Genomic DNA, 13,235 nt, shown 5'->3' with positions numbered 1-13,235 from the left:
GCTCCATTATCTATGATGTGAGAGGCGTAGCGCCCAATTCTTAAAATCAGGGGGCCACCAAGGATTCAGGCTGACGAGCGCCTGTTCGGTTCAGGATGTCGAAGTTGCCCTCGGCAAAGAAGCCAACATGCACCGGCCCAGGCGATAGGTTGTTCCAAGACCATTCGTACAGGCTGCCATGCTGCGGACGTAACTCCCCCCGCTGAATGCCCGAAGCAATCGTATCGGCAAGAATGGACCCTTGGTGCCCATCTTCCAGGCGAAGGCGATAGCGGACCTTCGCGCCGCGGCTCTCGCTTACGAACCGTACGGTCCCCTCCCCGGCCACATAGGCTGCTACGCGCTGCGTTTCGCCCGGCTGGATCGTAAAATGCACACGCTTCGTGGCGGGAGGATCATTAAGTGGTGCGTGCAGTACGCCGGACATCGCCCACACTCCCACCACAGCGAGAGCGACGCATATCAGTATGCCTGTCCCGACGAAGATGGCGTCGAATCTTCCGATCCTCACGTCGCTTCTCGATGGTGGTCCGCGTCCTGCTTAGACACGGACCGGATCTCGATACGCCAGAAGCCGCAGCGCGTTGATAACCACCAACAGCGTCGATCCTTCGTGAAGGGCGACAGCCGGTCCGATACCAAGACCCAGGATGGTCGCCGGAACGAGGAAGGCGACGACACCCAGGCTGACGAACACATTCTGCCGGATAACCCAGCGCGTGCTCCGGCTGAGACCGACAGCGAACGGCAGATGCGACAGGTTGTCTGCCATCAGCGCCACGTCGGCGGTTTCCAGCGCGACATCCGAGCCGGCTGCGCCCATCGCAATCCCGACGGTCGCTGTCGCCATGGCGGGCGCATCGTTCACGCCATCACCGACCATCGCGACCTTTGTCTCGGCCCTCAGCTTCTTGATGGCCTCGACCTTGTCTTCGGGCATAAGATCGCCCCAGGCTTCATCGATCCCGACCTGCTTGCCTATGGCATCAGCCACCCGCTGGTGATCGCCCGAGATCATGATCATCCGCTTGATGCCGATCTCGCGCAGGCGTTCCAGCGCCGCGCGGGCTGCTTCGCGCGGCGTATCCAGAAGACCGATAGCCCCCATATCCCGGGAGCCGCTGCGCACGACCATGCTGGTCTGTCCTGCCTCCCGGAGCGTCTTGATCGCGGTATCCATCTCGCCGGACAGCGGGGCTATGCCGTCGCTGCCGAACATCTCGGCCTTGCCGATGAGAACTTCATCCTCACCGACAAGAGCCGAGATGCCGCGACCCGTGAGGCTCTTCAGATTTTCGGCCTCCGGAACTGGATGATCGCCAATATGCTCGCGCCCATCACGCGCAATTGCCTGGGCCAAGGGATGGTCGCTGAGGCTTTCTACAGCCACCGCCAGCGCCATCAGTTCTTCCTTGGTGACGCCAGGCGCCGGGATGATCTGCTGGATGCGTGGCTCGCCCATCGTCAGCGTGCCGGTCTTGTCGAACGCGATGGCATCGAGCGATCCCAGCAATTCGAGCGGCGCACCGCCCTTTACCAGGACGCCGCCCCGCGCGGCACGGGCGACACCCGACAGCACGGCGCTCGGCGTCGCGATGGCCAGCGCGCAGGGGCTGGCGGCCACAAGGACGGCCATCGCCCTATAGAAACTGTCGCGGAATGGCTCATCGACGACGACCCATGCGAATAGAAGCAGGAATGCCAAGACAAGAACGGCAGGCACGAAGAAGCGCTCGAAGCGATCAGTGAACCGCTGGGTCGGCGACTTCTGCGTCTCCGCCTCGCTGACCATCTTCACGACCTTGGCGAGCGTGCTCTCGTTCGATAGGCGCGTGACTTCGATCTCGATGAGGCCGCTGCCGTTGATCGTGCCGGCGAAGACCCTGCTGGCTGCAGCGACGCGATCAGGATTGGCCCGAGCAGAGTCCGCGCTTTCGACCGGCTCCTTGTCGACCGGGATGCTTTCGCCAGTGACAGGCGCTTGATTGACCGCAGAATTGCCCTTGATGACGAAGCCATCGGCGGCGATGCGCTCGTCCGGCTTGATGATGACGACATCACCAAGGACCAGTTCCTCGACCGGCACGACACTGGAGCCACCATCCATGCGCCGAACGGTGGCCGTTCGCGGCGCCAACTCGGCCAGAGCTTCGATCGCACGCTTGGCGCGGCCCATGGCGTAATGCTCGAGTGCATGCCCCAAACTGAAGAGAAACAGCAACAAGGCACCTTCGGCCCAAGCGCCTAGCGCCGCCGCACCAGCGGCTGCCACCAGCATCAGTGTATCGATCTCGAAGCGCTTCTGGCGCAGATTTTCGATAGCCTCACGCACGGTGTAGAAGCCGCCGAACACATAAGCCGCGATGAAGAGAGCGAACGGCACCCAGGCGGGGGCCGTCACGAACGTCTCGATGAGGTAGCCCACCCCCAGCGCGCCGCCGCAGGCAAGAGCGAAGATCAGCTCGGTGTTGGGCCCAAGCAGTCCGCCATGCCCATGATCGTGGTCGTGCTTCTCGACAGCCGGGTGATCGTGATCCTTGTCGTGGTCGTGCGCCACGGGCTTCTTTCCGGAAGCCGCGAGTGCCTTGGGTGTTACACCGGCATCGCGAAGCCCCGTGAGAATGCCATCCTCCGACGTGATCGTGCGATCAAACTCAACCCGCACCGTCCCGGGAAGAATGGCCTCGGCTTCGAGCACGCCTGGCAGCGCGCGAAGCGTTTCGCCAATAGACCTGGCACGCCTTTGATGGCCAATGCCGTCGACCTCCCACACCGCATGGCCGATGCGCTCTGCGATCTGCGTCCCCGCCGCCTTCGCCAGCTCCCGGATACGAGGAAGAGAGATCGCGTCCGGATCATAGTGGATGCACAGCTGCGGCAGTGTGCCGGCTGGTTCCTTCGTGACATGCACTTCAGAAACACCGGGACGGCTTTCGATCAAGGATATCAGGCGCGAAACGCAGCCATCAGCCGTGTCGGTGACTTCGGGGAGCAGCAGGGGGACATCAAGGCGGAGTTTTTGAATCATGACCATCATCCTGGTTGGGACACGCTATCTTCGGTAAAAACAGTTGCCATCAGGGTGGATGCAGGCGTCCCTGCTTGCTGATCGTCCGGGTTCTCCTGCAGATCAGCGGTTTTTGATCGGCGCGTACTAGCTTCAACGTGTCGACGCCGGTCAGGCTGACATTGAGCTTATCGCCGACATAGGTCAGGCCCGTGTCGGGCGCAGTCAGACGGATCGGCTTCTGGTTCGGCAGGATCGCCAGATCGAGGGTCAGCCCATCGACCAGGAAATCGCCGTCCAGCTGCGTTCCATCCTCACATGCGTAGAGATGCTCCCCAACGAGCGTGGGAATGGAATTGCGATCATGACGGCTTTCATCGCCGCCACCATTCTGCTGACATCCCATCAGGCTGAGCATCAGGCCTCCTACGGTCAGGGAGAGACGGCTCAAACGATATTGTTTCAGGCGCATGTTGTTTCCCGGATCAGGAGGAAGAAACTGTCGTCATGGGCGGCGAGGGATGCCGCCCATGACGCGGGCCGTTCTCGCACACAGGGGGTAGGTGCGGCGGCCAAGCTGGTTGTCAGTCGAAGAGATCGCGCAGGAAGCCCTTGCGACGACCATGGTGGCCGCCCCGAGATCCGTGGCTGTCGCCACGATCGCTTCCATGCTTTGAGCCGAACACACCAAGCGTGCCTTCACGCCGTTCGGTCGGCTGAGTTTCGCTGATGCTGCGTTCGATGATCTTGTCGAGTTCACCGCGGTCGAGCCAGACGCCACGACATTGAGGGCAATAGTCGATCTCGATGCCCTGCCGCTCGCTCATGAGCAGGTCGACCTTGCAGACCGGACAGGGAAGTCCTTGCGGAGAAGTACGAGTTGTCATTTCAGGCCTCCTTGATTTCTGGGCGGCCCTTGGCCTCCCGAATTTCGCTACGAGCATCCTTCAGGATCTCGACCCCGCCCTTGATGGCGATCAGCGCAGTGGCGACGCCGACGAGAAGATCCGGCCAGTTTGTGCCGAGCCACCAAACCAGCACGCCGGCGATCAAAATGCCGCCATTCGAAATGAAGTCGTTGAAGCTAAAGGTTGTAGCTGCGCGCATGTTGACGTCGGGCTGCTCAAGCCGTTGCAGCAGCCTTAGGCAGATGAAGTTTACGATGGCTGCCACAGCCGACATCGCCATCATGGCCGTGCCAATGGGCTCGCTGCCGTAGACATATCGACGACCGACGTCGATGAGGATGCCGACTGCGAAGACCAGCAGCATGGAGCCTGAGAACATTGCCGCTCGGCTCTTCCACGTGACGCCTCGGCTCAGGGCTACAAGGCTCAGCGCATAAACGAGCGCATCCGACAGATTGTCGACGCCATTGGCGATGAGAGCGCTGGAATCTCCAGTAAAGCCAACGATGAAGAAGGCTGCAGATATGAGGACGTTGAGGATCAGCACGATCCAGAGCGTGTTACGCTCCAAGCGCTGATTGACGCCGCTCGTTGCTTCATCCATCGCTCTTCCCCCTGCCCTTGATCACGCTGAGCGAGCGCCGCTTGTGGCGATTGGCTGGAGAGACTGCGCGGATCGTGCGCTTCACCGCCGCCATGAAACTCGCATCCTGCGTTCTCATTTGACGGCGAAGGCCTGTGGCTAGCGGGCGTGCCAACAATCCAAGGATGCCCTTGCATTCGAAGCTGTGCCGGACATGCAGACCGGTTTCATCCTCATAAATTTCATACCCCTCTTCGATGCTGAAAAGCGGCAATGTGGCTGCTCTCCAGCGGATGATATCGGGCTTATCATTGGCTACAATTCTGGCTTCCAGCGATGCCTGCTTGCCCATCAGCGTCCAGGTCATGTCGATCTTGTTCCCAAGCTCGACGACCCCCGCACCAAAACAATAGTGCGGATGCCACGCCTCATAGCGATTGAGGTCGGCCAACAGTGTCCACGCCCGCAAACGCGAGATCTGAGGACTGAATATGGTTTCCTCTCTCATCGGTCTGATCCTTTCCTTCGATCAGGAAGAGGCGGGAGGGCAGTTGCTGCCCTCCCGTCACATCAGTGCTGCGGTTGAACAGACGGGGAGACCTCGATCTCTGGATCATCCTCCTCGACCATCGTCGTGCGGCCGTATCGCGCATAGAGCGTCGGCAGGACGAACAGGGTCAGGAGCGTCGCGGAGATCAGGCCGCCGATTACGACCGTCGCCAGCGGCTTCTGGACTTCGGCGCCAGCACCACTGCCCAGGGCCATCGGCACGAAGCCAAGGCTCGCAACCAGCGCCGTCATGACCACCGGCCTCAGACGCTGAAGCGCGCCCACCCGAGCGGCTTCGGCGCGCTCCATGCCGGTTCGCATGAGATCCTGAATGGAGGACACCATGACGAGGCCGTTCAAGACCGCGATGCCGGACAGCGCAATGAACCCGACCGCTGCGGAGATGGAGAAGTCCATGCCCCGCAAGAAGAGGGCCAGCACGCCACCCACCAGAGCGAGCGGAACGCCGGTGAACACGATCGCTGCATCACGGACCGACCCCAACGCTCCATAGAGGAGCAGCAGGATCAGGACAAAGCAGGCCGGGATCACCAGTTGCAGGCGTTCCTGAGCCGATGCCAGATTCTCGAACTGGCCACCCCATTCGAGATAGCTGCCTGGAGGAAGACGCACTTCCTTACCAATGGCAGCCTGCGCATCTGCGACCACGCCGCCAACGTCACGGCCACGCACGTTCGCCTGGACAACGACACGACGCTTGCCGTTTTCACGGCTGATCTGGTTTGGACCGTCGACGACGCGGATATCCGCAACGCTGGCCAGCGGAACAAACTGGCCGCTCGGGGTCGGCACCTGGACCTGACTGAGCAGCGAGATGTCACCACGCTGATCTTCGGAAAGACGGATCACCACCGGGAAACGGCGGTCGCCTTCGAAGATCATGCCCGACTGCTGGCCGCCCAGCGTTGCGTTCACGATGTCCTGCACGTCCTGAGCGGTAACGCCGAGGCGGGCCATGGCGTCGCGATTCACCCGAATGTCGAGCATCGGAAGGCCCGTGGTCTGCTCGACTTTCACGTCGGCAGCCCCCTGCGTGCGGCGCAGGACGCTGGCGATCTTCTCCGCCGTCGCGTTCATCGAGTTGAAGTCGTCCCCGAAGACCTTGACCGCAATATCACCGCGCACGCCGGCGATGAGCTCGTTGAAGCGCATCTGGATCGGCTGGGTGATCTCGTAGGCGTTGCCCGGGAATTTGGCGAGTTCCCCCTCGATCCGAGAGATGAGTTCCTCCTTCTTCAGGCTGGGGTCCGGCCATTCCTTCCGGTCCTTGAGGATGACGAACATATCAGTGGCGTTGGGCGGCATCGGGTCGGATGCCAGTTCGGCCGTACCGGTCTTGGAGAAGACGAACTTCACCTCCGGCTGCTTCGACATCATCTGCTCGATCGGCACCTGCATCGCCTGGCTCTGCTGCACCGACGTCGCCGGAATACGCAGGGCCTGGATCAACAGGTCGCCCTCATCGAGCTGCGGCAGGAAAACCTGTCCCAGAGACATGAAGGCCAGGATTGCAAGGACGAAGCCGCCGACACCCGCGCCGACAGTGACGACAGGCCGCTTCATCGCCCGGTCGAGACCGGGTTCGTAGCGGGCCTTGAGCCAGCTCATGATCCGTCCTTCCTTCTCTTCGATCCGCTTGGACAGCCACAGGGCGATCGCGGCGGGAACAAAGGTCAGGGAGAGGATAAAGGCGCAGACCAGCGCGATGATGACGGTAAGCGCCATCGGCACGAAGGTCTTGCCCTCGACACCGGTCAGGGTGAGGAGCGGCACATAAACGAGGATGATGATCGCCTGGCCATAGACCGACGGCTTGATCATCTCCCGGGCAGCAGAAGCGACCGTATCCAGCCGTTCCTTCACGGTGAGCAGACGCCCTTCGTGATGCTGATGCTCAGCCATGCGTCGCAGGGCATTTTCGACGATAATGACGGCGCCATCGACAATGAGGCCAAAGTCGAGCGCGCCAAGGCTCATGAGGTTCGCTGACACCCCGGCACGCAACATGCCAAAGCCGGTCAGCATCATGGTCACCGGGATGATGACGGCGGCGATCAGCGCGGCACGGAAGTTGCCGAGCAGCAGAAACAGCACCACGATGACAAGGACCGCGCCTTCGCCCAGATTCTTGGCGACCGTCTTGATGGTCGAGTTCACCAGCGCCGTACGGTTCAGCACAGGCTGGACGATTACGTCTGGCGGCAGTGAGGCGTTGATCTCCTCCAGCCGGTTGGCGACTGCGGTCGCGACGGTGCGGCTATTCTCGCCGATCCGCATGATGGCGGTGCCGACGACGACCTCAGTTCCGTTTTCGGACGCCGACCCCATGCGAATCGCCTGACCGGTACGAACAGATGCAACCTGACCAAGGGTGATGGGTACACCTTCCCGGGTGGCCACCACGATCTTGGAAAGTTCGTCGGCGTTACGGACAAGAGCGTCCGCACGGACTGCCAGACCTTCGCCATTGCGATTGACGAAGCCGCCACCGACGCTGTTGTTGTTGCGTTCGAGGGCTGTGCTGAGCTGCGTCAGCGTGATCCCCATCGAAGCCAGGCGCTGGACGTCGGGCACGACGAGGAACTGCTTGGCATAGCCGCCAATCGAATCGACGCCGGCCAAGCCCTGAGTGTTCTTCAGCAGCGGCGAAACGATCCAGTCCTGCGCGGTACGCAGGTAGGTCGCCTTGTCGGTGTCGTTCGTCAGCCGTTCGCCTTCCGGCGTGATGTAGCTGCCATCGGGCTGCATGCCGGGTTCACCCGGCTGGTGCTTGTCGTCCTTGCGATGCTCCAGACGGACGGTCCACATATAGACCTCGCCCAGACCGGTGGCGATCGGGCCCATTTCGGGCGTTACGCCATCGGGCAAGTTCTCGGACACGCCTGTCAGGCGCTCGCCGACCTGCTGGCGGGCGAAAAAGATATCCGTCTGATCGGAGAAGACCGCCGTCACCTGCGCGAAACCATTGCGGCTAAGCGAACGGCTATATTCGAGGCCCGGAATGCCGGCGAGCGCAGTCTCGATCGGGAACGCCACCTGCTTTTCGACCAGTTCGGGCGAAAGCGCGGGCGCACGGACGTTGATCTGCACCTGATTGTTGGTGATGTCCGGCACTGCGTCGATAGGCAGGCGAGACAGGGCGGCGGCGCCGATCACGGCGGCAATGGCGGTCAGCAGCAGGACGAGCCAGCGCTTGTGAACCGCCCATGTTACGATTGGGGCGATCATCGGCTCAGTCCTCCGCGGCTTCGCTCTTGCCGAGTTCGGCCTTGAGCGTGAAGCTATTGACGGTGGCGATCTCCTCGGTGCCCTTCAGGCCCGACTTGATGATCACGCTGTCGCCGGCACTGTCGCCCAATTGGACGGCGGTTGCCTGGAACCCGGTCTTGGTCCGCACAAAGACGACCGACCTGCCCTCCTCTGTCTGCACCGCAGTCAGCGGCACACGGATCGCGCCATCGCCGCCGCTGCCGGTGAGCGCGACCGATGCCGTAACCGGCTCGCCGACGCGCCAGAGGCCATCACGATTGTCGAGAGTCGCGATGACGGGAACCAGTCGCGTATTGGCATCGAGCGCCGGCGACACGAACGTCACCTTCGCGGTCGCCTGTCGACCAGCTGCCTTGATATTCACCGTTGCGCCCGGACGCACCCGGCCCGCATCCTGCGGCTGCAGGTTGAGCGAAAGCGACACGCTCGAAAGGTTGGCGACGCGGAACAATTCAGCATCCGCCGCGACCGTCTGCCCCAGCACCACGCTGCGGCCGATAACCTGACCCGACATAGGCGCCACGATGCCGATGCGATTGAGGCCGCCGCCACCCGTGCCCGCAGCAGAAACCTGCTGCTGCGCCAGACGAAGGGCGATGCGGGCTTCGGTCGCCGCAGTGCGGGCAGCGATGAGATCCTGCTCAGGCGAGACGCGCTGCGAAAACAGACGCTGTTCGCGGGCGAGATTGCTGTTCGCCAGAGACAGCCGTGCGCGAGCAGCTTCGGTCTCGGCGTTGAGCGAGGCGGCCTCGCGGCTCTCGATCACGGCAAGCGTCTGGCCGCGACCGATCGACTGCCCAAGGTTACGGGTCAGCGAAACCACGCGGCCACCGATCGCGGCCGATACCACCTGCGTGCCCTGAGGGTCGCCATCGATGGTAGCGGGGAGCTCGATCGTGCCCGAGCCGCCCATCATCGGGCGCGCCGTCTGAATGCCAGCCGATGCGATCTGATCGGCCGAGAGCGTGATCTTGCCCTCTTCGGCTTTCTCCCCTGCCTTTGCTTCAGCAGCGGGTGCCGCGTCGTTGGACGGATTCTCCTCGGCACCGCTTCCGCAAGCGGCGAGCGCCAGCATCAGGGACAGGGGCAAGGCGGCGTAGATGATCTTCTTAGATGTCATGGATCAGTTCCCCTGTTCCGGCGCGGGCGCTGTCAGGCGCTCCAGCTGCGCGCGGGCATTCTGGTAAGAGGCGAGCGCGTCGATGGCCGCGAGGCGCGTCTGGGCGAGCGTACGTTCGGCATCGAGCAGATCGAGCTGGCCGAACTTGCCTTCGCGATAGCCGATGCGCGCAATACGAGCCGCTTCCTGAGCTGCCTCAAGGGCAGGACCAGTAGCCGTCTGTGCAGTGACTGCGGCATTCGATGCCGATGTCTGCGCGTCGGTGATGGCCTGCTCGACGTCGAGTGCCGTCATACGCTTCTGGGCTTCCACCTGATTGCGCTGCGCGCGAGCCTGCGCGACAGCCGCCTTGCCCGAATTGAAGATCGGGATAGGCATCGTGACCGTGAAGATCAGGGCCGTATCGTTGGTGGCTGACAGCCTGCGTAAACCGGGGCCAGCTTCGAGATTGGGGACTCGTTGAGAATTGGCGAGTCGGACATTGGCATCAGCTACGGCAAGGTCCGCGTCTGCGGCAGCCAGGGCCAGCGTACCTACCGCGCTCGGTGGGACTTCGGGACCATAGCCACGTGGCAAGCGCTCCAACCAAGCCGTATCGAGCGGTCCGCCCATCGGTTGCCCAATCCGACGCTCGAGATTAGCGCGGCTGGCCTGTGCCAGCCGGATAGTCCGAACCAGTTCGGCATCGGCGTTGATCTTCGCAACGTTAGCGCGCTGCTCCTCGATCGGAGAGGCCCGTCCGGCCTTTACCCGTACACTCGCAGCGTTCGCGGCGTCGCCGGCTATCCGCGCCTGATCGCGTGCCGTTTGGACACGCCGTTCGGCAGCAGCCGCTTCGATATACAGCTGCGTGATCTGCAGCCTGATGTCTGCCTGCGTGATCGCCGAGACTAGCAGCGCCTTGTCGGTCTGGGCATTAGCGACCGCGATGCGTGCGGACCGCTTGCCACCCAGTTCGATGGGAACAGCCATGATGACCGTCGACTCGGCGCTACCAACGCCGCGATACGGTCCGCTTCCTGCGATATTCTCCACCTGCGTCTGCACGGTGGGATTGGGACGAAGACCAGCGACGGTACGTGCGGCGCGGGCCGCTTCGACATTGGCTTGCGCGGCTTCGGCCGCCGGGGCGCTGCCACCAGCGGCGGCGACTGCCTGATCAAGCGTATAGGGTGACGCCCCCGCTACCGCAGCGGGCATCTCCTGTGCCTGCGCCACAGCGACGCAGGACACGGCAGCCAATAAGGCTGCAATGGATCGGAACATGAATAGGAATCCTGAACACGAGTCATGGACGACCGGCGGCCTGAATTCAGGCGCAACGGTCCATTATGGCTCTGTCAGGCTATGGGTGGGCGCAGGTCGGGGCCGATGGCCCAGCGCTTGGACGGAATCGGCGCAGGGATGAACACAGGCGCGTCCACCGCCAACGGAAGCATATCTTCGCTTGCAGAGACCGGAACGAAAGCCGGAGCACCCTGGCAACCGCCATGATGATGCGGGATCGCCTTGTCGGCATCACCCTGCGTCTGGTCCGCGTCCCCTTCGCTATGCACGTAACCCGTGCACTCGATTGTGGGGGCACGGGCGTTAGGAACTTCCTGGGCATGCACCAGCGTCGTCGTCAGCATGGACAACGAAAGCAGGCAGAGCAGGAAACGTCCTAAGCGGCGCATGACAGGCTACATAGTAGGCTTTTCGCAGAATGTCATCTGCAAAATTAAAATCGCGGCATATTGGACTGTTTCCGAATGTTACATCAGATCATTGTGCCATGATAGCGCACTGATACACCATATCATCACGGATTAACTTTACCTAAACTATGATGCGATCAAATATACATTATGGCACAGACAAGAATCATTCGAATAAATCTGCATACCGACCTAGACACAAGGCGCAATTTGCAAAATAGCCACCCCCCGTCTTATGGGCATTACAGATCCTTTGGAATCAGGCTGCACTTTAGACAGAAGCTTTCTGATGCCGCTTATCCGCGGACCATCCGGGGAACCAAAGCTTCCTCTCAATCCGTGAGTGCCGCCCGATAATTGCTCATGCATTCTTCTACGATGCGATCTTGATTTCCGACGAAGATCACGGCTGGAAATCCATGCAGTATCCCCTTAGAGGCATTGCCAACCGTTGGCCGGCAAAAGCCTCCAGACTGCGACTGCCGTTATAATCACGCCGAGCGACAGAACGCCGCCAACGACAAGAAGAGCAGCGCGGTGCCACTTGATGCGGGCGTGGAGGTCATCGAACACGTCAGAGAATTGATCGGCGATCATGATCTGCCCCCCGCTGAGTGGCCCAGAGACTATGATAGTCTGGACCGCGAAAGGGACATTGAATGCCGAGCAAGAAGCACAAGCCGGAAGAGATCATCGGCAAGCTGCGTGAAGTTGAGATCGTGCTGGCGCAGGGGGCTTCGACCGCCGAAGCCTGCCGTCGGATCGGGGTCAGCGAGCAGACCTATTATCTCTATGGACGGCTCTCCCTTTGCAAGCGGCATTGAAACGTTCTGCGTGGATCAGTTGCAAACATCTATCCGGCGTCAGCTGGTTGTCCAGAGCGCCCAAATGGGAAATCCGCACACGCGCACCTCTACAGCTGGTAGGCCTCAAGGGCCTCGATAATAGTCAGGCTCGTCGCGCGTCGGCTCGATCAGTGCAGTCCATTTCTCCGTCTACTCGCAAACTGGTTCGGTTCTTCAGGCGGCGGCGCGGTATTGATCGCCCGTTCGAAGCACGGCCCAGATTATCCGTGCATTCTTGTTGGCGATGGCAACCGTTGCGCGGTTGAACCCGCGTCGCTCCCGAAGCTGGTTGGCCCATTGGCTGATGGGATCATTTTTATTGGGTGCCGTTCTCACGACGGCACGCGCGCCGTGAACCAATAGGCTGCGCAAATGCTGGCTTCCTCGTTTAGAGATGCCCATAAGCACCGCCTTATCACCGCTCGAGAACTGGCGCGGTACTAATCCAAGCCAGGCCGCCATGTGGCGCCCATTCCTGAAGTCCGAACCATCGCCGACCGCCGCGACAATCGCTGTTGCCGTTTTGGGCCCAACGCCTTTGATCCTGGCGACACGCTGACAGGGCTCGCTCGATTTGAAGACGGCTTCGATTTTCTTGTCGAAATGCTCGATGCGGCGTTCGAGATCGCAGAAGAAATCCCAGAGCTCGGCAATGGTCTCACGGGCCATAGTCGAGAGGCCGGAGTCGGCGCGTGCGAGTATCTCCGGAATCATGCGTCTCACCCGGGTAATCGACTTGGCAAAGGCAATGCCACGATCAAGCAGCAGCCCGCGCATCTGGCTGACCAGGGCCGTTCGGTGGTTCACAAGACGCTGGCGGGCGCGGTGTAGAGCCTGGATATCCTGTTGCTCAACGCTTTTCTTAGGCACCAGCGGAATGTGGGGTTGACGCACAGCCGTACAGATCGCCTCGGCATCGTTGCCGTCGTTCTTCTGCCTGCGGACAAATGGCTTCACATATTGAGGACTCACGATCTTCACGTTGTGGCCCAACTCTTCAAATTGGCGGGCCCAGCAAAATGCTCCTGTGCAGGCTTCGATCGCGACGGTGCAGGGCTCAATCCCGGCCAGCACCGAAAGTAGTTGGTCGCGCATGACCCGCCGTTTGAAAATCGCATTGCCCTTGCGATCAACGCCATGCAGCTGGAAGACATTCTTCGCCAGATCAATACCAAGTACATCGATGGTCATCATTCCTCTCCTTCGACTGCCGGTTGCACAACGATGCTCCGGGG

Annotated in this window: 12 protein-coding genes and 1 pseudogene; 1 reads left to right on the top strand and 12 read right to left on the bottom strand. The window is 61.4% G+C overall.

Annotation, left to right across the window (positions count from 1 at the left end; translation table 11 throughout):
- Positions 1–46: 46 nt before the first annotated feature.
- From ACI6S0_RS01145 to ACI6S0_RS01095, 11 genes are all read right to left on the bottom strand, one after another.
- Positions 47–427 (bottom strand): hypothetical protein, encoded by a 381-nt coding sequence (locus ACI6S0_RS01145; RefSeq protein WP_232015805.1) that lies wholly within the window; start codon positions 425–427, stop codon positions 47–49.
- 114 nt (positions 428–541) lie between these two features.
- Complete coding sequence (locus ACI6S0_RS01140; RefSeq protein ID WP_026109590.1) at positions 542–3,028, bottom strand: heavy metal translocating P-type ATPase; 2,487 nt, start codon at positions 3,026–3,028, stop codon at positions 542–544.
- Between the two features lie 49 nt (positions 3,029–3,077).
- Positions 3,078–3,479, bottom strand: coding sequence for a hypothetical protein (locus tag ACI6S0_RS01135; RefSeq protein WP_232015803.1), 402 nt, complete (start codon positions 3,477–3,479; stop codon positions 3,078–3,080).
- 112 nt (positions 3,480–3,591) lie between these two features.
- Positions 3,592–3,834, bottom strand: a complete 243-nt coding sequence (locus ACI6S0_RS01130) for a zf-TFIIB domain-containing protein (protein WP_010338229.1) — start codon at positions 3,832–3,834, stop codon at positions 3,592–3,594.
- 61 nt (positions 3,835–3,895) lie between these two features.
- Positions 3,896–4,519 carry a cation transporter gene (locus tag ACI6S0_RS01125; RefSeq protein WP_010338228.1) on the bottom strand — a complete coding sequence of 208 codons (624 nt, stop codon included), beginning with the start codon at positions 4,517–4,519 and terminating at the stop codon, positions 3,896–3,898.
- Positions 4,512–5,006 (bottom strand): SRPBCC family protein, encoded by a 495-nt coding sequence (locus tag ACI6S0_RS01120; protein ID WP_010338227.1) that lies wholly within the window; start codon positions 5,004–5,006, stop codon positions 4,512–4,514. The genes ACI6S0_RS01125 and ACI6S0_RS01120 overlap by 8 nt, the downstream gene beginning before the upstream one ends.
- A 62-nt stretch (positions 5,007–5,068) precedes the next feature.
- Positions 5,069–8,296 (bottom strand): efflux RND transporter permease subunit, encoded by a 3,228-nt coding sequence (locus tag ACI6S0_RS01115; protein WP_120249342.1) that lies wholly within the window; start codon positions 8,294–8,296, stop codon positions 5,069–5,071.
- A 4-nt stretch (positions 8,297–8,300) separates the two neighbouring features.
- Positions 8,301–9,458: an efflux RND transporter periplasmic adaptor subunit gene (locus ACI6S0_RS01110; RefSeq protein WP_010338225.1), complete on the bottom strand. Its 1,158-nt coding sequence runs from the start codon at positions 9,456–9,458 to the stop codon at positions 8,301–8,303.
- A gap of 3 nt (positions 9,459–9,461) precedes the next feature.
- Positions 9,462–10,724, bottom strand: coding sequence for a TolC family protein (locus ACI6S0_RS01105; RefSeq protein WP_434404658.1), 1,263 nt, complete (start codon positions 10,722–10,724; stop codon positions 9,462–9,464).
- 74 nt (positions 10,725–10,798) lie between these two features.
- Positions 10,799–11,134 (bottom strand): hypothetical protein, encoded by a 336-nt coding sequence (locus tag ACI6S0_RS01100; RefSeq protein WP_010338223.1) that lies wholly within the window; start codon positions 11,132–11,134, stop codon positions 10,799–10,801.
- A 453-nt stretch (positions 11,135–11,587) separates the two neighbouring features.
- Positions 11,588–11,752, bottom strand: coding sequence for a hypothetical protein (locus tag ACI6S0_RS01095; protein ID WP_257211626.1), 165 nt, complete (start codon positions 11,750–11,752; stop codon positions 11,588–11,590).
- Positions 11,753–11,814: 62 nt separating this feature from the next.
- On the opposite strand from ACI6S0_RS01095, the pseudogene ACI6S0_RS01090 reads away from it, so the two are divergent.
- Positions 11,815–11,943, top strand: a pseudogene (locus tag ACI6S0_RS01090) (transposase); the annotation flags it as partial.
- A 231-nt stretch (positions 11,944–12,174) separates the two neighbouring features.
- On the opposite strand, the gene ACI6S0_RS01085 reads toward ACI6S0_RS01090, so the two are convergent.
- The gene (locus tag ACI6S0_RS01085; RefSeq protein ID WP_026109761.1) at positions 12,175–13,191 is read right to left on the bottom strand and encodes an IS110 family transposase; all 1,017 of its coding nucleotides are present in this window, start codon (positions 13,189–13,191) and stop codon (positions 12,175–12,177) included.
- Positions 13,192–13,235: the final 44 nt, after the last annotated feature.

Origin of the sequence: Sphingobium sp. DN12 (assembly GCF_051058005.1) — a bacterium.
GTDB lineage: Bacteria > Pseudomonadota > Alphaproteobacteria > Sphingomonadales > Sphingomonadaceae > Sphingobium > Sphingobium yanoikuyae.
This window is presented reverse-complemented; position numbering and strand designations above follow the sequence as displayed.